Genomic DNA, 18,961 nt, shown 5'->3' with positions numbered 1-18,961 from the left:
CATATCACACCAATGAGCGACGCATGCGGCGGCACGGCAGACGAGACGGACAGTTCGGAGACTGAGACGGGGACGACGGCCTGCGGTGCGACGGCCGACGAGGCGACGACTGACGGCGGAACGGCCGCCGAGGCCGCTGAGGCCGACGCGGGCTCCACGGGCTCGTCGGCGTGCGGCGCCTCCGCGTCGGGGGGCTCCGACGGCGACTCCTCGAGCGCCTGCGGCGGCGCCTCCGACGACACGAAGGAGAAGGTGGAGGCGACCGTCGACGACTTCGACGCGGACCCCGGCCGGCTGGTCGCCGTCGGGCTCGGCCCCGGCCACGCGGAGGGCATGACCGCGCGGGCGAAGTCGTCGCTGGCGGACGCCGAGCACATCGTCGGCTACACCACCTACATCGACCTCATCCCCGACGAGATCACCGAGTCAGCGGACGAGCTGTACGACACGCCGATGTGCGGGGAGGTGTCCCGCACGGAGGAGGCGATCGACCGCGCGCTCGCCGGCAACGACGTGGCGATCGTCGGCTCCGGCGACCCGAACGTGTACGCGCTGGCGGGACTGGCACTGGAGATCTTAGAGTCGAAGGGCGGAACCGCCTCGATGGTCGACTTCGAGGTCGTCCCCGGCGTCCCCGCGGCGCAGTCGTGCGGCGCGCGGCTGGGCGCGCCGCTGGTGAACGACTCCGTGTCGGTGTCGCTCTCCGATCACCTGACGCCCATGGACGAGATCGAGTCCCGCCTTCACGCAGTCGCCGGCGAGGGGTTCACGATCGCGATCTACAACCCGTGGAGCCGCAAGCGCCGGGAGAACTGGGAGACGGCCTGCGAGATCCTCCGCGAGCACCGCGCGGACGACACCCCGGTCGGCATCGTCCACGGCGCCGGCCGCGACGACGAGGAGGTCGAGATCACCACGCTCGGCGAGCTGGAGTCGTACGGCGAGACCGACCTCGTGGACATGACGACCACCGTCGTCGTCGGCAACGAGGAGACGTACGTGTGGGACGACCGGATGGTCACGCCGCGCGGCTACGAGACGAAGTACGACTACTGAGATGAGCGACGCAACCACAGCGACGAGCGACCCGGTCGGCTACGCGGTGACGGTCGACCGCGACGCCTGCGACGGCGTGTTCGCGTGTCTCGTCCGCGACCCGCGGTTCGTGGAGGACGACGACGGGCTCGCGGGGTTCGACCCCGACGCCGCCGAGACGGTCGAGCGAACCGACGAAAGTGTGACCGCGACGTTCGCGGACGACCGGATCGAGGAGGCTCGACAGGCGGCCGCGGCGTGCCCGCTCGACGCGATCGCGGTCGCACTGTCGGAGGGGGACGGGGAAGAGGAAGGGGAGGTGAAGACCGAATGACCGACGACGACTGGACGGACGACCCGCTGCCGGAGCCGCCGGACGACCTCCTCGCGGCGTCGCCGGGGGCGGCGTACCTGTGGGGACGGGTGGCCGCGGACGGCGCGGTCGACGGCGACGCGGTCAGGGTCCGGGTCGGCGGCGCGCCGGCCGCCGAGCGGGTCGCGGCGCTGTTCGGCGCGCGCGACGCCGACCGCGAGCGCGAGGTGACGGAGCGGGCCTACGCCCACGACACAGACGTGACTCGCACGAGCGACGAGTTCGTCGTCGCGGCCGAGACGCCCGCGGCCCGTCGGGCGGCCGCCGCGTTCGGGCTCCCGACCGGCGGAGGCGAGTCCGCCGGGGACGATTCCGACCGTGATCCCTCCGGCGGCTACCGCTTCTCGGCGCTCGCCGGCCACCGCCGCCAGCTCCTCCGCGGGATCGTCGAGGGTTGCGGAACGGTCTGTTACAAGTCGGACCCGAACGCGGTGGGTATCTCGATCGTCCACGACGACGAGGCGCTGCTCGCGACGGTTCGGGGGTTCCTCGACGCGGCGCCCGTCGACGCGCCCTACGGGGACCTGAACGAGTCCTCGTCGGGCGGGTACTGGTTCGGCGTCGCCGACGACGCCGGCCCCGCGCTCGGCGAGTGGCTGTACGAGGGGAGCGCGGAATCCGGTCTGTTCGCTCCTCTCCGACGCCGGAAGACCCTCCGGAGCATCGAGCGCGTCCGCGAGGAAGTCGGAACCAGAACCGAAGTCGAACACCGCGAGGAGGGGGATCCGTCGTGAGCAGCGACGCCGCCCCGACCCCCTCGTCGCTGTCGGACGAGGCGGTGCTGCTCGTCGGCCACGGCTCCCGGCGCGAGAAGTCGAACGAGCAGGTGCGGTCGCTCGCGGCCGACCTGGAGTCGCGGCTTGGCGTCCCCGTCGACGCCGCGTTCCTCGAACTCGCGTCGCCGGCCATCGACGAGGCGGTCGCGGGCCTCGCGGGCACCGTCTCCCGCGTGTCGATCGTCCACCTCTCGCTGTTCGCGGCGAGTCACGTCAAAAACGACGTGCCGCTCGCGGTGAAGCGCGCCCGGGCCGAACACCCCGATCTGGAGATCCGGAACGGCTCGCACCTCGGGGTTCACCCGGCGCTGCTCGACCTGCTCGACGACCGCGCCGCGGCCGTCGAGCGCGAGCTGGGCGTCGACCGCGCGGACGACGAGGTCGCGGTCGTGATCTGCGCCCGGGGCTCCTCGGACCCGGACGCCAACGCGGACGTGCACAAGCTCGCCCGGCTGCTGTACGAAGGTCGAGAGTTCGCGGACGTGCGCGCGACGTTCATCGGCGTCACCGAACCGACGCTGGACGAGACGCTCCACCGGGTCGCCCGGCAGCGGCCGGACACGGTCGTCGTCCTCCCGTACATGCTCGGCGACGGCGTGCTCACCGGCCGGATCAAGGAGGGCGCCGAGGCGTTCGACGAGGAGTACCCCTACGTCGCCGCGGCGCCGGGCGAGCCCCTCGGCACCGACCCGCGCCTGCTCGACGTGCTCTCGGACCGCTGGCAGGAGGCCCGGACCGGGAGCGTCGAGATGTCGTGTGACACCTGCAAGTACAAGGTGGAGCTCGACGGCTACGAGGCCGACGAGGGCGGCGCGCGGGCGATGCTCCGCGCGCTGACCCACGACGCGGCCCACGCCGACCGCGAGAACGTCGACGACGACCCGCACGCCCACGACGCCCCCGCGCACCACGTCGCGGTCTGCACGAACCAGACCTGCGCGGCCGCGGGGTCGCCCGCGGTACTGGAGCGCCTCCGGCAGGCCGTCCGGGACTCCGACGCCTGCGACGCGCGCGTCACCCGGACCTCCTGTCTCGACCAGTGCGGCGACGGCCCGATGGTGGCCGTCTACCCCGACGGCGTCTGGTACGGCGGCGTCGGCGAGGCCGACGCGGACCGCATCGTCTCCTCGCATCTCGACCGCGAGCGCATCGTCTCCGATCTGGTCCACGACACGCTACAATAACATGAGCTGCCTCGAACTCGAAGCCCTACGACTCGGCCTGATGAACGTCCTCGGCACCGACGACCGCGCCGCGCGCGAACACGCCGAGAAGGAACTGGACGGCGAGCTCGAGGGCCCCATCGAGGGGCTCGCGACCGCCGAAACGCTCGACGAACTGCGCCGGCACCTGGACGCCGCGCTCGTCGACTTGGAGGAGGAGGTGGCGGCGCTCGACGCGGACGACCCCGAATCCGACTACGTCCGCGGCCGGCTCGTCGCCGTCCGCGACGCCGAGCGGAGCCTCGCCCGGCTCGCAACTCTCGGCAACGGCCTGCTCGACGGGCTGGGAGAGACCCACCACGACCTTCACGACGCGTTCCCCGTCGAGGAGTGAGGCCGGCGGGGCCAGTTACCGCTCCGCGGACCGTTCCTTCGTTGCTCCGCCGAGCTCGCGGTCGACCCGCTCGGCAGAGAGCGCCGACAGGGACACGCGCTCGCCCCCGGTCGAGCCGACGAGGGTCGGCACGACGCCCTCACCCTCGCCGGCATCGACCACCAGCGTCCGGTCGGCGACCTCGCGGAGCCGCTTTCCCGCTTCCCGGACGGCCGCAGTGGGGCGTTTCGCCCCGTTGGCGCCGCCGTCGGTGACGACGACCGCCAGCGACACGTCGGCGTCGGCGCGGGCGATCGCGTCCGCCGCGGTCTCCACCCCCGCCGCCAGCGGCGTGCGGTCGCCCGTCGGAAGCTCTTTTAAATGGCGCGCCGCCCGTCCCACGTCGTCGGTCGGCGGGAGCAGGACGGCGGCGTCGTCGCCGGCAAACGCCACCAGCGAGACGGCGTCGCGGTGCTCGTAGGCGTCGCGGAGCAGGTCGATCGCGGCGCCCTTCGCCGCCCGCATCGGCCCCCGCATCGAGGCGGAGGCGTCGACGGCGAAACACACCAGCGTCTCCGCGTCGGCGGCGCGGACGGACCGTCGGAGGTCGCGCTCCTCGACCGCCCGTGCTCCTCTCTCGGCCGCCGCCCGGACCGAGGCGCCCGCGTCGATCCGGTCGTCCGGCGCCGCGCTCTCGGTCCGGACCCGCGGACCGGTCCCGCGCGGAGAGGGGGCGGCGCTCCCCCGACCGACCCCGTCGCCCGCGGTCGTCGTCTCGTCGTCTGGCGCTTTCACCTCCGGCGCGACCGCGTCGCCGACGCCGGCCCGCTCGCTGCCCGGAACCAGCGGGGTCGCCTCGTCGTCGCCGTCGCCGCCCTCGTCGCTCTCGTCGGTAGCGCCCTCGCCGTCACCCTTTTCGCCGTCGTCTCCGCTCTCCTCGGACCCCCCGTCGTCACCGCCGGCTTCCCCCGCCTCGGACGAGCCGGATTCGGATCCCCGTTCCGAGCCGGAACGGGATTCTCGTTCAGAATCACCGTCTCCGGCCGCCGGGCGCTCCTTCTCGTCGGTTCCGTCGCCGGATTCGTCGGCCTCGTCGCCCTCGCCGTCGCCTCGACTTTCCTCGGGCTCGGTTTCGCCCCTCTCGGATTCGCCTTCACCGGATTCGCTCTCGTCGGCTCCGGCCTCGTCGCGGTCCTCGCCTTCTCCCTGTCCGCCGTCGTCGCCGAGGTGGTCGTCGATCAGCTCGTCGGCGTCGGTCGACTCCTCGAAGGGGTCAGTGCGGAGGCGGTGCGGGAGCGCCCACGACGCGGCCTCCCGCAGGTCGCTCTCGATAACCCGCGTTCGCCCGTCCAGCGCGGCGAGGGTGCGGGCGCACCGGGCGGTCGCGATGTCCGCCCGGTGGCCGTCGACGCCGGCGTCGCGGCACAGCTCAACCAGATCGCGGACGAACGAGTCCGGGAGCATCACGTCGGGGAGACGGTCGCGGGCGTCGGCGACCGCCGCGGCGGGGTCGTTGAGGGCGGACTCCCCCTTGTCGTCCCCGACCTCGTCGCCCCCGACATCGGCGTCGCGGCCGAGCGCCCGGTCGACAACCGCCATCCGGTCCTCGGTCGCGTCGAGGCCGGTCACGTCGACGGCGAGGTCGAACCGGTCGCGGAGCTGTGGCCTGAGGGCGCCCTCCTCCGGATTCATCGTCCCGATCAGCGTGAACTCGGCGGGATGAGTCAGCGAAACGCCGTCGCGCTCCACCGCGTTCACGCCCGACGCGGCCGCGTCGAGCACCACGTCGACGAGGTGGTCGTCGAGGAGGTTCACCTCGTCCACGTAGAGGACCCCCCGGTTCGCGCGCGCCAGCAGCCCCGGATCGAACTCGGCGTCGCCGTCGAGCGCGTCCGCGACCGACAGCGATCCCACGACCGCCTCGCGGGTCGCCCCCAGCGGCAGCGTCACGAAGGGCGCGGGCCGGGTCGCGGCCGGGAGCGTCGCTCGGCGGCGGCACTCCGGACACTGCCGGCTCGGGTCGCCGGGCGGACAGCCGTACCGGCAGTCGGCGACGACGCGGCGCTTGGGGAGGGCCGCCGCGAGCGCGCGGGCGAGCGTGGACTTGCCGGTCCCCTTCTCGCCCCGGACCAGCACGCCGGAGAGGTCGTCGTTGCTGCCGACCGCCACGAGCGCCCGCTTCAGCTCCGCCTGTCCGACCACGTCGTCGAATCCGGCGGTCGGGGTCGGTGGGTTTTTGTCGCTTCCTTTGTCAAGCACAGTTGACTTACAACAACGAGGATTTACAAACGTTATGACGACAATCGGACTTTACACGGCGACTGAGAACGAGCTCGGGTCCGCGGCCGCCGCGGCGGGCGAGACGGAGGTCGACCTCCTCGCGCGCTCGAAGGGCGACCTCGACGACCCGACCGACGTGGACGACTTCCTGTCGGAGCTTGTGGCGGCGGACGCCGCGGCGGTCGTGCTGTGGCTCCACGGCGGCACCGACAGCATGCCGGGGTACGAGCGCGCGACGGAACGGCTCCGCGAGGCGGGCGTCCCGGTCGTCGTGAAGGCGACCGGGGACGCGTTCGCCGCCGAGGACACGACGGCCGACGCCGAGCTCGCGACGCGGGCCCGCGAGTACCTGGAGCGCGGCGGCACCGCCAACCTCGCGAACCTCCTCCGGTACCTCGCCGACGCCTACGGCGCGGCCGACGAGGCGCCCCCCGGCGGCTACGAGCACGACGACCCGGTCGCGCTGCCGTCGGAGGGCGTCTACCACCCCGACCACCCGGGAGCGAGCTACGAGGAGCTGGTCGCGACGTTCGACCCGGAGACGCCGACGGTCGGCGTCTGGTTCTACGCGTCCCACTGGACTCACGAGAACACCCGCTACGTCGACGCGCAGGTGCGCGCGTTAGAGGAGCGCGGCGTCGACGCGCTCCCGGTGTTCTGCGACCCCGCGGGCGACGAGGAGGGGTGGGACGCAGAGCGCGTCACCGACGAGTGGCTGCTCGACGACGACGGCGAGCCGGTCGTCGACGCGATGTGCTCGTCGTTCATGTTCGCGCTGTCGATGGACGAGCGCGGCCGCGACGCGAGCGACGAGGGCGAGAGCGCCGAGGAGGTGTTCCTCGATCGGCTCGGCGTCCCCGTGCTTCAGACCGTGACGACGATGCGCTCGCGCTCGCGCTACGAGGCCAGCGACACGGGCGTGATGGGGTTCGAACTGGCGCTCTCGGTGGCGCTCCCGGAGTTCGACGGCAACGTAATCACCCATCCCATCTCGGGGAAGGAGCGCACGGACGACGAGAGAGGGATCGGATCGGCTCCGAAACAGCACTTCCCGATCGACGACCGGATCGACCACGTCGCGTCGCTGGCGGTCAACTGGGCGCGGCTCCGGCACCTCCCGAACGACGAGTCGCGCGTGGCAGTCGTCCTCCACAACTACCCGCCGAGCGACGACGGGATCGGCACGGCGTTCGGGCTGGACACGCCCGAGAGCACCGTGAACCTCCTCTCGGAACTGGACGAGCGCGGGTACGACCTCGGGGAGGCTAATGGTCATAATGGACCCCCAGCCGACGGCGAGGCGCTCATCGACGCGCTCACCTCGCAGCTCACCCTCGACGACCGATGGGTCGCGCCGGAGGACGTCCGCGAGCTGAGCGTCGACACCGTCGCGCCCGGCGCCTACCGCGAGTGGTTCGCGGCCCTCGACGACGACTTCCGCGAGGCCGTCCTCGCGGAGTGGGGCGACCCGCCCGACCGCCCCTTCGCGATCCCGGGCGTCGAGTTCGGGAACGTCCTCGTGACGGTCCAGCCCCCGCGCGGGTTCGGGATGGACCCGAGCAAGGTGTACCACGACTCGGACCTCCAGCCCCCGCACGACTACGTGGCCTTCTACGGCTGGCTCCGCGAGTCGTTCGGCGCCGACGCGGTCGTCCACATGGGGACTCACGGCTCGCTGGAGTGGCTCCCCGGGAAGACCGTCGGGCTGGACTCGTCGTCCGCCCCGGACCAGCTTATCGGCGACCTCCCGAACGTCTACCCCTACGTGATCAACAACCCCGGCGAGGGGACGCAGGCGAAGCGTCGGTCGTACGCTGCGGTCGTCGACCACCTCACCCCGCCGATGGCCAACGCCGGCACCTACGACGACCTCGCGGAGCTTGAGGAGCTGGCCGACCAGTACCGCGAGGCGGGGACGACCGCCGCCCGCCCCGACGACGGCGAGCGGCTCGAACGCCGGATCCGCGAGGCGGTCGACGACCTCGATCTGGCGGTCGAGCTCGGGATCGCGGGCGACATCGACGAGAAGGTCGACGTGCGCGGGCCCGAGGAAGCCGGGTCGACGCTCGCGAAGGGCGAGGTCGCAGGCGAGGAGGTGGACGTGGACGACCTCGTCGAACGGGTCCACGAGCACCTGACGGACGTGAAGACCACCCAGATCCGGATGGGCCTCCACACGCTCGGAGAGCCGCCCGCGGGCGACCGGCTCGTAGAGTACCTCGTCGCGCTCACCCGGCTGGAGAACCCCGGCGCGCCGAGCCTCCGCGAGTCGGTCGCGGGCGTCCTCGGCGTCGACTACGACCGGCTGCGCGAGGAGCCCGGCGCCTACGACGAGGCCCTCGGGATGACCTACTCGGAAGCGGCCGACCGCGTCCACGAGGTGAGCTGCGACCTCGTGGCGACGCTCGCGGAACACGGGTTCGACGTGCCGGCCTCGGAGCGCGAGGCCGACCCCGACGACGAGGTCAACATGAACCTCCTCGTCGTCGACGTCGACACCCTCGGCGACGGCCGGGCGGTATCCGGCGCCCACGACGACCTCCGGGAGGCGCTCCGCTACGTCTGCGAGGAGGCCGCTCCGCGCGTGGGCGGCGCCCGCGCCGAGGTCGGCAACGTCGCCGACGCGCTCGCGGGCGAGTACGTCCCGCCGGGCGGCAGCGGCGCGCCCACCCGCGGCGGGGTCGACCTGCTCCCCTCGGGGCGGAACTTCTACACGCTCGACCCGCGGAAGGTGCCCGCCCGCGCCGCGTGGGACGTGGGCAGGGAGGTCGCCGAGGGGATATTGGACCGTCACGTGGATGACGAGGGCGAGTACCCCGAGGAGGTCGGCGTCGTCGCGTGGGGCACCCCTACCGTCCGGACGCGGGGAGAGACCGTCGCGCAGGTGCTCGCGCTGATGGGCGTCGAGCCGGTGTGGTCCGACGCCGGCCGCGTCGAGGACGTGGAGCCGATCCCGCTGAACGAACTCGGCCGCCCGCGGATCGACGTGACCACGCGCGTCTCCGGGCTCTTCCGGGACGCGTTCCCCGCGGCGGCGGGAGCGATCCACGACGCGGTCGACGCCGTGGTCGAGTTGGACGAGCCGCACGACCGCAACTACGTCAAGAAACACGTCGAGGAGGAGGCCGAGGAGCTGGCCGAGGCCGGAGTCGACGACCCCGAGTCGGCCGCCCGTCACCGGGTGTTCACGACGACGCCCGGCGGCTACGGCGCCGGCACGAACAAGGCGGTCGACGAGGGCGAGTGGGAGGACCGGTCGGACCTCGCGGCGGTGTACACCCAGTGGGGCGGGTACGCGCTCGGGAAGCGCGGCCGCGTGAGCGAGGCGCACGATGCGTTCGAGCGCCGGCTCTCGAACGTCGAGGCGACCGTGAAGATCGAGGACACCGACGAGCAGGACGAGTTCGACTCCTCCGACTGGTACGCGTTTCACGGCGGGTTCATCACCGCGGTCACGGAGCACGCGGGCGCCGAGCCCGCCTCCTACGTCGGCGACTCCTCGGACCCCGACGACGTGCGCGTGTACACCAACGAGGAGAAGGTCCGGAAGGCGATGCGCTCGCGCGTCCTGAACCCCCGCTGGCTCGACTCGATGGAGGAGCACGGCTACAAGGGCGCCGGCGACCTCTCCACGACGGTCGACGTGGTCCTCGGCTGGGACGCCACCACCGGCGTCGTGAGCGACACCCTCTGGGAGGCCGTCGCGGACGAGTACGCCTTCGACGAGGACCGCCGCGAGTGGCTCTCCGACGTGAACCCGTGGGCGCTCGACTCGATCACCGACACGCTGCTGGAGGCGATCGACCGCGGCCTCTGGGACGCCGATTCGGAGACGAGGGAACGGCTGCGCGACCTGAGCCTCCGCGCCGAGGGAGCGATCGAAGAGCGCGAGTCGCGGGGCGAGGACGAGGAGGACGCGCTCGCGGGGCGGCCGGGAGCCGGCGAGTAGGTTCGATCACCACCAAACACATGAACGACACACCCGACACGACGACGGACGACGACGCGACGACGACCGACGATACGACGACGGATGACGACGACCCGGACGGCGAGGCGTACGCCGACCTCGGCGCGACGACCGAGGCGGCGATGGACATCGCCGAGACCAGCATGGACCGCGTCCACGAGATCGTTCCGCAGGAGACGCTCGCGGACCGCCTGCGCGCGAAGTCAGTCCACGCCACCGGCGACCCCGAGTTCCAGCACCTCGTCCGGTTCACCGGCGGCGACGAGAGCGAGCCGGTTCGCGCTGGCGCGCGCGCGGTGCTCAACGAGCGGCCGATCGTGACGGACATCACGATGGTGAAGTCCGGGATCACCGGCCGCGGCCACGACTGCGCGGTGCGGAAGGCGATCGGTAACGGCGCCGAGTTGGCCGCCGAGACCGGGATGACGCGCACCGCGGCGGCCGTGCTCGAACTCGACCGCGAGGGGGCCTACGACGGCGCGATCGCCGTGATCGGGAACGCGCCGACCGCGGCGCTCGCGCTGGCGGACTGCATCGAGGACGGGACTTGGCCGGCGGTCGTCGTCGCGACCCCCGTCGGCTTCGTGAAAGCCGCCGACTCGCGCGAGCGAATTCGGAAGGTCTGTGCCGAGCACGGCGTGCCCGCGGTGACGAACGTCGGCCGCCGCGGCGGCAGCGGTCTCGCGGCCGGACTGACGAACGAGCTGGTCCACGTCGCCAGCGACGCCCGCGACGGGGCGGTCGAGCTGTGACGGGCGACGGGGCGGACGCGCCGGAGGTCCCGGATCTCCCGGACCGCCCGGCCGAGGCGGCGAGCGCGGCGCCGGAGCCGCCGCGGTCGGGCTCGGGTGACGATGATCTCGTCCACGCCGTCGGCATCGGTCCGGGGAACACCGAGCTGCTGACGCGGCGCGCGGGTCGGCTGCTCGACGAGGCCGACGTCGTCGTCGGCTTCGAGACGGTCGTCGACTTCGTCGCGAGCGAGACGGACGCGGAGCTGATCACCTGCGGCTACCGCGACGAACCCGAGGCGCTCGGGCGGTTCGCCGCCCGCGTCGCCGACGGCGCCCGCGGCGTCGCGGTGCTGATGGGCGATCCGAACCACTCCGGCTACCAGTTCCTCGGGAAGGTCGAGGCCGCGGTCGACGCGCCGGTCGCGGTCGTCCCCGGAATCTCCTCGGTGCAGGTCGCCGCGAGCCGCGCGCGCACGCCGATGGAGGAGTCGGTCTTCGAGACGTTGCACGTCAGGGGCGACGTCTCGCCCGCCCTCGCGCGTCTCGGCCGAGCCGTCGGCGACCGGAACCTGATCGTGATCCCTCGGCCGTACGACTGGATGCCCGAGGACCTCGCGGCCGAACTCGTCGAAGCGGGCGCGGATCGGTGCCTCGACGCCCTCGTCTGCGAGCGGCTGACCCATCCCGACGAGCAGATCACGCGGACCGATCTCGGGACGCTCGCCGACGGCGGGGGCGGGACGGCCCCGGACACCGGCGCCGGCGGCGACGACCCGGGCGACAGCGCCTTCTCCGACCTCTCCGTGCTCGTCGTTCGCGCCTGATTCGAGACGGCGTTTATAAGGGACCGATCGCGTCCTCAATCGCGCCGGTTGTCGGGGTTCTCGCAGTCGCCCTCAGCGTTGACCTGACGACGGCCCCGCAATCGGTCGGGCTTATCAGCGTCTGTCGCCGGAACCGCGTCGAAGCCGAGATCGGTATAAAAGTCCTCCAGTTTCGGGTCGAACTCGGCGGTCACGAGTTCGGTCTCGGGATCGCGTTCCGCCTGCCGCACCACCTCGGCGACGAGCATGGAGCCGATTTCCTTCCCGCGACGCGCGCGTCTGACCGCGACGGCGTCGACGTGGAGTCGCTCCGGTTCGGGACGCGTCGCGATCAGCGCGCCGACGACCGCGTCCGTCCTTTTAAACCGGGCGACGAGAGCGTCGTCAGCGTCGATCGCGGCGTCGACGCTCTCGTCGTCGGTCTCAAGCATGGCGGCGTCGAGCACGCGGAGCATACCGAGGCGGTCGCGCGTCGCCGCGGGCTCGACCTCGATATTATCGGGCGGGTCGGGTCGGTCGCGGTCCCCGCTCACGCACTTCCGTCCGTCGCCCCGCCCTTTATAAGTCTAAGCAGCTTCACCGACTCGGCGTCGACGACGCGGTCGCCCGGGACCGGCGACCCGTCGACCAGCGCGGACGCCTCCTGCGGGTGGTAGCCGGCCTCGCGGATCAGGTCGGCGTAGGTGGCGTCGTTGGGGAGATCGTACTCGTCGGTTCCCTCGCCGACGACCTCGACGGTGACGTTCATCGGTTCGCGGCCTCGCTGAGAGCGGTCACGGAAGTTACCCGTCTAGCTCCTCGCGGAGCAGGCCGTTCACCTCGCCGGGGTCGGCGCTCCCGCCCGTCGCCTGCATCACCTGTCCGACGAGGAAGTTGATCGCGCCCTCGTCGCCGTCGTGGTAGTCGCTCACGGCGTCGGGGTTGTCGTCGATGGCGGTCGCGACGGCGGCCTCGACCTCGCCGGAGTCGGCGACGCCGAGCCCCTCGCGCTCGATGACGGTGTCGGGGTCCTCACCCTCGTCGAGCATCTCGCGGAGGACGACCTCCTCGGCGTTTTTCACCGTTAGCTCCTCGTCGGCCACGAGTTCTATCAGGCGTTTGAACTCGTCGAGGCGGTCCTCGACGTCCGTAATCGACATCTCGCGGTAGTTGAGCTCGCCGAGCAGGTTGTCGGCGACCCAGGTCGCGGCGAGGTCGGGGTCGAACGACTCGGCCACGTCCTCGAAGAAGTCGGCGACTGCCTTCGTCGAGGTGAGCTTCGAGGCCGACTCGCGGTCGAGCCCGTACTCCTCGCGGAAGCGCTCCCGGCGGGCGTCGGGCAGCTCCGGGATCGGAATCCGCGCCTTCCAGTCCGACACCTCCAGCGCGGGGAGGTCGGCCTCCCGGAAGTAGCGGTAGTCCTTTTCGGCCTCCTTCGAGCGCATCGAGACGGTGACGCCGCGTGCCTCGTCCCAGTGGCGGGTCTCCTGTTCGATCTCGCGGCCGCGCCGGAGCACGTTCTCCTGTCGGGTGACCTCGTACGCGAGCGCCTGCTCGGCGCCCTTGTGACTGGAGATGTTCTTCACCTCCGCGCGGTTCACGTCCGCGAGCGCGTCGTCCGTGATCGTCCCGTCGTCGGCGACCTCGCTCTCGGGGACTAAGGAGACGTTGGCGTCGACGCGCAGGCTCCCGTCGCGGGTCGGGTCGAAGACGCCGAGATATTCGAGGACTTCTTCGAGTTTCGCCAAGAAGGCCCGCGTCTCGGCCGGCGACCGGAAGTCCGGCTCGGTGACGATCTCCATCAGGGGCGTCCCGGCGCGGTTGTAGTTCACGAGCGTGTGTGTCGCCGACTCGATGGAGCCGCCGGCGTGCTGGAGGCTGCCGGGGTCCTCTTCGAGGTGCGCGCGGGTGATCCCGATGGTCCGGGCCTCGTCGTCGACGCGCACTTCGAGTTCCCCGGACTGGCAGATCGGGGCGTCGTACTGGGTGAGCTGGAAATTCTTCGGCAGGTCGGGGTAGTAGTAGTTCTTCCGGTGGAACGTGGTCGTCTCGGGGATGTCGGCGTCGATCGCCTTGCCGATCTTCACCGCGGCCTCGACGGCGCCCTCGTTGAGGACCGGCAGCGCGCCCGGGAGCCCGAGGCAGGTCGGGCACGTGCGCGTGTTCGGCTCCTCCTCGTCGGCGGGTTCCGTCGAACAGCCGCAGAAGATCTTCGTGTCGGTCTCGAGCTGGACGTGGACCTCCAGCCCGATCACGACCGTCCGCTCCTCCGTCGCGGCCTGAGTGCTCATTACCGGTTCGTTGTGAGTCGGCCACCTAAATCGTGTCGGGACCGATACGATGCGGATTTGTGTCGAACTGGCGCAGATTCAGGAACTCCTCTTCGTGCCTCTCCGCTTCTCGTCGTCACCATCGGTGACGCTGCGAACACCTCCAACGCTCCAGCCGCCCGTTTATAAATGGTTAGTGATAGGTCGACGGCGAACACCTCCAACGCCCCAGCCGCTTGCTTATAAACGGTTGAGCACGGACCGGCGGTGGACACTTCCAAAGCCCCAGTCGGGAGGACTCGCGCGGCTCGCTGCGGTCCTCGGTCAGTCGCTCCGCTCCTTCCCTGCGGTCCTTGTATCGCCGTGCTTCGTCCTCCCGACTGCCCCTTTGAGTCCCACCCGACCGCACCGCAACCGCAGCCTCGCACCTCCCCAGCCTCGCGGTTCGCGCTCTTCGAGCGCTCACCGCGTCCCTCGCGCGTACTCCTCGCGCCCTGCGGGCGCTCGGAGGCGCGCGCCACCGCAGTGTTTACCGTGGGTTAAATGAGAATTCTCGCTCCGGTCGTCGCCTTCGACGACCGTTGCTAAACCCTTATCAGCGCGCGGGTGGGAGAAGCGGTCGTATGAGCGATCTCCCGGACGACTTCGACTGCACCCTCACCAACTGGGAGTACATCTACGGGCTCTGCCGCAACGTCTCGAACGAGGTGAAGCGCGCCGACTTCGAGCCGGACGTGGTCGTCGCGCTCGCCCGTGGCGGCTGGTTCGCGGGGCGGTGCATCTGCGACTTCCTCGGGCTCAACGACCTCACGAGCCTGAAGATGGAGCACTACGTCGGCGCCGCCGAGAAGAGCGACGAGCCTCAGATCCGGTACCCGATGCCGGAGGGGAGCGTCGAGGGGAAAGACGTCCTGATCATCGACGACATCGCGGACACCGGCGGCTCGATCCGCCGCGCCGAGGAGTACGTCGACGACCGGGACGCCGGCGAGGTCCGGACCGCCACCCTCCAGCTGCTCGGCACCTCCGAGTTCCAGCCCGACTTCGTCGGCGAGCGACTCGAACAGTGGACGTGGGTCGTCTACCCGTGGAACTTCCTCGAAGACATGATCGACCTCACCGAGGGCGCGATGGAGCGCGCCGACGAGACCGTCTTCGACCGGGAGGACGTTCGCCACTACCTCGACGAGTACCACGGCATCGGCCGCATCGAGATGGAGGTCGCCCAGGCCGGCCGCCTCGACGAGGTGCTCGACGAGATGGTCCGCCGCGACGTGGCCGACCGCGCCGGCGAGAATGCCTGGACGCTCGCCGAGTAGCGGTTCGGGATGACGGCAGACGAATCCGAGGCTGATCCGGCCCTCGACGCCCTCCTCGACGCCTACGCCCTGAAAGACGAGCGGCGCACGGGGTGGCAGCTCCGCGGCGTCGACGCCCCCGAGTCGGTCGCCGCGCACGCGTGGGGCGTCGCGTATCTCGTCCTCGCGCTCGGCGACCGGTTCCGCGAGGACCTGCCCGGCGTCGACCTCGACCGCGCGCTCCGACTCGCCGTGGTCCACGACGTGGCGGAGGCCGAGACCGGCGACCCCGCGACGCGTGCCGACTCGACCGCTGAGACGGTGGATCCGGACGCCAAGGAGGACGCCGAGCGCGAGGCGATGGAAGACCTCGCCGGGCCGCTCCCGGACCGCGTCCGCGACGCGTGGGAGGCGTACGAGGCCCGCGAGTCGCCGGAGGCGGTGCTCGTCAAGGAGTGCGACCTCCTCGACGTCTGTCTGCAGGCGGTGCTCTACGAGCGCGGCGACCGGTACGATCCCGCCGACGGCGACCCGGAGGCGTTCCGCGAGTACGACGACCTCGACGAGTTCTTCGCGACGACCGAACCCCGCCTTCGAACCGAGACGGGCCGCGCGCTGTTCGACCGATTTCACGAGCGGTATCGGGCGGTTCGGGACGAGAGGTAGTCATCCCGATCTCCCGCGAGGGTTCGACGAACGTCGAACCTCAAAAACGACGACTGTAGGTCCTCTCCCGGCCGATCAGCGGCGAGAGATAGCAAGAACGTTAACGGCCGAGTCCGTTTCGGTGAGTGAGAGCTTTCACCACGCATGTCCGAGAACACTGACCTGATTATCGTCGGCGGGGGAATCAGCGGGGCGTCGCTTCTGTACACGGTGGCGAAGTTCACCGACGTCGACGACGTGACGCTGATCGAGAAGGAGCGGGAGATCGCGGCGATCAACTCCCACCGGACGAACAACTCCCAGACGCTGCACTTCGGCGACATCGAGACGAACTACACCCTCGAGAAGGCCGAGGAGGTCAAGGAGGGCGCGGAGCTGCTCGCGGGCTACCTCGAAGGGACGGACCCGGATCGCGAGATGCACAGCAAGCGCAGCAAGATGGTGCTCGGCGTCGGCGACGAGGAGGTCGCCAAGCTGGAGGAGCGCTACCACGACAACGGGTTCGGCGACCTCTTCCCGAAGCTGCGCGAGATCGGCCGCGAGGAGATCGAAGACTTAGAGCCGAAGGTCGTCGAGGGCCGCGACCCGTCCACGGAGCTCAAGGCGCTCCAGACGCCCGACGGCTACGTCGTCGACTACGGCGCGGTCGCGAAGTCGTTCGTGGACGCCGCCCGCGAGGAGGAGGGCGTCGGCGTCCACCTCGGCACCGAAGTCGAGGACGTCGACGAGGGCCGCGACGGGTTCACCGTCGAGACCGACGACGGCGACTTCGAAGCCGACGCGGTCGTCGTCGCCGCCGGTTCCCACAGCCTCCAGTTCGCGAAGGAGATGGGGTACGGCGAGCACATGTCGCTGCTGCCGGTCGCGGGGAGCTTCTTCCTCGCCGACGACCTGCTGAACGGGAAGGTGTACACGCTCCAGATGAAGAAGCTCCCGTTCGCGGCGGTCCACGGCGACGCCGACGTCCACGACCAAGGCGTCACCCGCTTCGGTCCCACCGCGAAGCTCGTCCCGGCGCTCGAACGCGGCCGGCTCTCCACCGTGGGCGACTTCGCCGACGTGTTCGGCTTCTCCCCGGCGTCGATCCTGAGCTACGTCAACATCCTCTCGGACCGCATCCTGTTCCCGTACGTCGTGCGCAACCTCGTGTACGACATCCCCGAGGTCGGTAAGCGCGCGTTCCTCCCGGACGTCCAGAAGGTCGTGCCGAGCGTCGATGTCGACGACATCGAGCGCGCGAAGGGGTACGGCGGCGTGCGCCCGCAGATCGTCAACACGGAGACGAAGGAGCTCGACATGGGCGAGGCGAAGATCACCGGCGACGGTGTCCTGTTCAACATCACGCCCTCGCCGGGCGCCTCGACCGCGCTGAAGAACGCGATGACCGACGTGCAGACGGTCCTCGACTTCTTCGACGAGGACCACGAGTTCGACGAGGGCGCCTTCCGCGAGGCGACGATCGAGAACTTCCCGCGGATCGACGACGAGGACGCGGAGGCCGAGGACGACGACTCGGACGACCGGGTCCCCGCCGAAGCCGACGACTGACGCGACTAACGACTGATCCGGGCGACGACCGTCCCCGTTGCTCGGAGCTACGTCCGCTGCTTCTCCCCGACCTCTCGCTCGAACGCCTCCCTGAGCACGCGGATCGCTCGCCGCTTCGTCCCGTCGGGGACGAACACGAAGGGGATCGGCACGTCGAAGGCGCGGTCGCCGTACAGCCCCCAGTCGCCGACGGAGCGCGTCGTCCCGCCGTACGCGATGGGGATGTCCTCCAGCTCGTCCGGGTCGTAGGCGGGGACGTAGGAGCGGTCGATCCACACCTCGTGCGCCGGCACGTCGAGGGCGTCCGCGAGGAGGGACTCCAACCGGTCGTCTCCCTCGGTGAGCCACGCCGTGAACTCGTCGAGGTCGGGGGCGCGTCCGCCTCCGGCGTCCTCACCCTCTCCGCCGTCCTCGCCGTTCCCGCCCTCTCCACGGTCCTCGCCGTTCCCGCCCTCTCCACGGTCCTCGCCGTTCCCGCCCTCTCCGCCGTCGAGATCGCTGCCGATCCGGTCCGCCAGCGCGATCCGGTGTTTCCAGCAGGTGGCCGGGAAGCGCCGCCCGCGGAAGCGGTCGTACATCGACGCCAGCGTCGAGTCGGGGTTCTCGCGTGCGGCGACCCGGAGGCGCTCGAGCACCCCGTTGTCGTCGAGCTCCCGGTCTAAGATACCGTCGACCGTGACCGGGCTCTCGCCCGTCTCGGCCTCGTACTCGCCGAGCATCGCCTGCAGGAGCCGGTTCGCGTACACCGACTTGTGGTGTTGGGTGACCCACATGTACAGCGCGATCCGCCCCTCGAGGTAGTTGCCGATGGTCGACAGCGCCTTCTCCGAGAGCGCCAGCCCCTCCTCGGGGTGGGCGGTGTAGGCGTCGACCATGCGCTCGACGTCGAAGCTCAGCACGCCCGCGCCGGTCATGTAGTTATCGCGGGTGATGTAGTCGAGCCGGTCCACGTCGATGGGGGAGTGGAGCAGCTGGGCGCCGACCCCGTACTGCCACGGCTCGCCGCGCTCGTACGCGAGGCTGTAGCCGAGCACGTACGCGCACACCTCGAATGGGTCCACGTCGAAATCGCGGAGGGCGTCGCCGTACTCCTCGACGACGATCACGCAGCCGAGCAGCTCGTGCGGGTTCGCCGAGCGGAGCGGGGCGCCGCCGACGCCGGCCTCGTCGAAGGCGTCGACCAGCCCGGTCTCCGCGACGCGCTCCCGGAGGATCCCCTCGTCGAGGAACCCCTCGGAGAGGTGCGAGAAGGGCGGGTGGCCCACGTCGTGGAGCAGGCAAGCGCACTCCAGCGTGCGCTGGATCTCCTCCAGTTCGTCGGTCGTCGCGTCGCGCGCGAAATAGGACTGTTGGCGGAGGTTTTCGAAGACGGTGCGGCCGAGGTGATAGACGCCGAGCGAGTGCTCGAAGCGGGTGTGGTTCGCGCCCGGATACACGAGGTGCGTGGCCGAAAGCTGTCGGACGTACCGAAGCCGCTGGAACGGTCGGGTGTCGACGACGCCCTCGACGAGCGCGTCCGGCAGCTCGACGTAGCCGTGGACGGCGTCTTTGATCTGGGTGGTGGGCATCGATCGTGGACACGACGCCGCCCCGCGACGTGCCTCTTTCGGTCGCCCTCCCGGTGCCGGGCACCGTTCGACGCGCTTCGCTCCCGAAACTCCCCGATTCAGTC

General features: G+C 70.9%; 16 protein-coding genes. 11 read left to right on the top strand and 5 right to left on the bottom strand.

The window, feature by feature from the left end:
- Nucleotides 1–12 precede the first annotated feature (12 nt).
- Genes cobJ through ACP96_RS07990 form a run of 5 tightly spaced genes read left to right on the top strand, consistent with a single transcriptional unit; the run spans nt 13 to nt 3,741 of the window.
- Nucleotides 13–1,056 carry a precorrin-3B C(17)-methyltransferase gene (gene cobJ / locus ACP96_RS08010; protein ID WP_050032934.1) on the top strand — a complete coding sequence of 348 codons (1,044 nt, stop codon included), beginning with the start codon at nt 13–15 and terminating at the stop codon, nt 1,054–1,056.
- Nucleotide 1,057: 1 nt separating this feature from the next.
- Nucleotides 1,058–1,369 carry a ferredoxin gene (locus tag ACP96_RS08005; protein ID WP_050032933.1) on the top strand — a complete coding sequence of 104 codons (312 nt, stop codon included), beginning with the start codon at nt 1,058–1,060 and terminating at the stop codon, nt 1,367–1,369.
- Nucleotides 1,366–2,142: a hypothetical protein gene (locus ACP96_RS08000; protein WP_050032932.1), complete on the top strand. Its 777-nt coding sequence runs from the start codon at nt 1,366–1,368 to the stop codon at nt 2,140–2,142. Before ACP96_RS08005 ends, ACP96_RS08000 begins: the two co-directional genes overlap by 4 nt.
- Nucleotides 2,139–3,368, top strand: a complete 1,230-nt coding sequence (locus ACP96_RS07995; RefSeq protein WP_050032931.1) for a CbiX/SirB N-terminal domain-containing protein — start codon at nt 2,139–2,141, stop codon at nt 3,366–3,368. Before ACP96_RS08000 ends, ACP96_RS07995 begins: the two co-directional genes overlap by 4 nt.
- 1 nt (nt 3,369) lies before the next feature.
- The gene (locus tag ACP96_RS07990) at nt 3,370–3,741 is read left to right on the top strand and encodes a DUF3209 family protein (RefSeq protein WP_050027195.1); all 372 of its coding nucleotides are present in this window, start codon (nt 3,370–3,372) and stop codon (nt 3,739–3,741) included.
- Between the two features lie 15 nt (nt 3,742–3,756).
- On the opposite strand, the gene ACP96_RS07985 is transcribed toward ACP96_RS07990, so the two are convergent.
- Nucleotides 3,757–5,979, bottom strand: coding sequence for a VWA domain-containing protein (locus tag ACP96_RS07985; protein WP_050032930.1), 2,223 nt, complete (start codon nt 5,977–5,979; stop codon nt 3,757–3,759).
- A gap of 34 nt (nt 5,980–6,013) precedes the next feature.
- On the opposite strand from ACP96_RS07985, the gene cobN reads away from it, so the two are divergent.
- The 3 genes from cobN to ACP96_RS07970 are packed head-to-tail and all read left to right on the top strand — an operon-like array spanning nt 6,014 to nt 11,528.
- Nucleotides 6,014–9,949 (top strand): cobaltochelatase subunit CobN, encoded by a 3,936-nt coding sequence (gene cobN, locus ACP96_RS07980; RefSeq protein ID WP_050032929.1) that lies wholly within the window; start codon nt 6,014–6,016, stop codon nt 9,947–9,949.
- A gap of 20 nt (nt 9,950–9,969) precedes the next feature.
- Nucleotides 9,970–10,722, top strand: coding sequence for a precorrin-8X methylmutase (locus tag ACP96_RS07975; RefSeq protein ID WP_050032928.1), 753 nt, complete (start codon nt 9,970–9,972; stop codon nt 10,720–10,722).
- Nucleotides 10,719–11,528 (top strand): cobalt-precorrin-7 (C(5))-methyltransferase, encoded by an 810-nt coding sequence (locus ACP96_RS07970; RefSeq protein ID WP_050032927.1) that lies wholly within the window; start codon nt 10,719–10,721, stop codon nt 11,526–11,528. The genes ACP96_RS07975 and ACP96_RS07970 overlap by 4 nt, the downstream gene beginning before the upstream one ends.
- A 35-nt stretch (nt 11,529–11,563) precedes the next feature.
- On the opposite strand, the gene ACP96_RS07965 is transcribed toward ACP96_RS07970, so the two are convergent.
- From ACP96_RS07965 to gatB, 3 genes are read right to left on the bottom strand one after another with little or no spacing between them, the layout of a single operon-like run.
- The gene (locus tag ACP96_RS07965) at nt 11,564–12,061 is read right to left on the bottom strand and encodes a GNAT family N-acetyltransferase (protein WP_050032926.1); all 498 of its coding nucleotides are present in this window, start codon (nt 12,059–12,061) and stop codon (nt 11,564–11,566) included.
- Nucleotides 12,058–12,276, bottom strand: a complete 219-nt coding sequence (gene samp2, locus ACP96_RS07960; RefSeq protein WP_050026388.1) for a ubiquitin-like small modifier protein SAMP2 — start codon at nt 12,274–12,276, stop codon at nt 12,058–12,060. The genes ACP96_RS07965 and samp2 overlap by 4 nt, the downstream gene beginning before the upstream one ends.
- Nucleotides 12,277–12,310: 34 nt before the next feature.
- Complete coding sequence (gene gatB / locus ACP96_RS07955; RefSeq protein ID WP_050032925.1) at nt 12,311–13,798, bottom strand: Asp-tRNA(Asn)/Glu-tRNA(Gln) amidotransferase subunit GatB; 1,488 nt, start codon at nt 13,796–13,798, stop codon at nt 12,311–12,313.
- A 602-nt stretch (nt 13,799–14,400) separates the two neighbouring features.
- On the opposite strand from gatB, the gene ACP96_RS07950 reads away from it, so the two are divergent.
- The 3 genes from ACP96_RS07950 (at nt 14,401) to ACP96_RS07940 (ending at nt 17,289) form a co-directional block, all read left to right on the top strand.
- Nucleotides 14,401–15,096 (top strand): phosphoribosyltransferase, encoded by a 696-nt coding sequence (locus tag ACP96_RS07950; RefSeq protein ID WP_050032924.1) that lies wholly within the window; start codon nt 14,401–14,403, stop codon nt 15,094–15,096.
- Nucleotides 15,097–15,105: 9 nt separating this feature from the next.
- Nucleotides 15,106–15,741, top strand: coding sequence for an HD domain-containing protein (locus ACP96_RS07945; protein WP_050032923.1), 636 nt, complete (start codon nt 15,106–15,108; stop codon nt 15,739–15,741).
- Between the two features lie 144 nt (nt 15,742–15,885).
- Nucleotides 15,886–17,289, top strand: coding sequence for an FAD-dependent oxidoreductase (locus ACP96_RS07940; protein WP_050026396.1), 1,404 nt, complete (start codon nt 15,886–15,888; stop codon nt 17,287–17,289).
- A 47-nt stretch (nt 17,290–17,336) separates the two neighbouring features.
- Here the strand turns inward: ACP96_RS07940 and ACP96_RS07935 are convergent, their stop codons facing one another.
- Complete coding sequence (locus tag ACP96_RS07935; RefSeq protein ID WP_050032922.1) at nt 17,337–18,857, bottom strand: HD domain-containing protein; 1,521 nt, start codon at nt 18,855–18,857, stop codon at nt 17,337–17,339.
- Between the last annotated feature and the right edge of the window lie 104 nt (nt 18,858–18,961).

Source organism: Halorubrum halophilum (assembly GCF_000739595.1).
GTDB lineage: Archaea > Halobacteriota > Halobacteria > Halobacteriales > Haloferacaceae > Halorubrum > Halorubrum halophilum.
This window is presented reverse-complemented; position numbering and strand designations above follow the sequence as displayed.

Excerpts from the sequence above, each read along its gene's own strand:
- cobJ (WP_050032934.1), top strand. The coding sequence starts at position 13 with ATGAGCGACGCATGCGGCGGCACGGCAGACGAGACGGACAGTTCGGAG.
- ACP96_RS08005 (WP_050032933.1), top strand. The coding sequence starts at position 1,058 with ATGAGCGACGCAACCACAGCGACGAGCGACCCGGTCGGCTACGCGGTG.
- ACP96_RS08000 (WP_050032932.1), top strand. The coding sequence starts at position 1,366 with ATGACCGACGACGACTGGACGGACGACCCGCTGCCGGAGCCGCCGGAC.
- ACP96_RS07990 (WP_050027195.1), top strand. The coding sequence starts at position 3,370 with ATGAGCTGCCTCGAACTCGAAGCCCTACGACTCGGCCTGATGAACGTC.
- cobN (WP_050032929.1), top strand. The coding sequence starts at position 6,014 with ATGACGACAATCGGACTTTACACGGCGACTGAGAACGAGCTCGGGTCC.
- ACP96_RS07975 (WP_050032928.1), top strand. The coding sequence starts at position 9,970 with ATGAACGACACACCCGACACGACGACGGACGACGACGCGACGACGACC.
- samp2 (WP_050026388.1), bottom strand. The coding sequence starts at position 12,276 with ATGAACGTCACCGTCGAGGTCGTCGGCGAGGGAACCGACGAGTACGAT.
- gatB (WP_050032925.1), bottom strand. The coding sequence starts at position 13,798 with ATGAGCACTCAGGCCGCGACGGAGGAGCGGACGGTCGTGATCGGGCTG.
- ACP96_RS07950 (WP_050032924.1), top strand. The coding sequence starts at position 14,401 with ATGAGCGATCTCCCGGACGACTTCGACTGCACCCTCACCAACTGGGAG.
- ACP96_RS07945 (WP_050032923.1), top strand. The coding sequence starts at position 15,106 with ATGACGGCAGACGAATCCGAGGCTGATCCGGCCCTCGACGCCCTCCTC.
- ACP96_RS07940 (WP_050026396.1), top strand. The coding sequence starts at position 15,886 with ATGTCCGAGAACACTGACCTGATTATCGTCGGCGGGGGAATCAGCGGG.
- ACP96_RS07935 (WP_050032922.1), bottom strand. The coding sequence starts at position 18,857 with ATGCCCACCACCCAGATCAAAGACGCCGTCCACGGCTACGTCGAGCTG.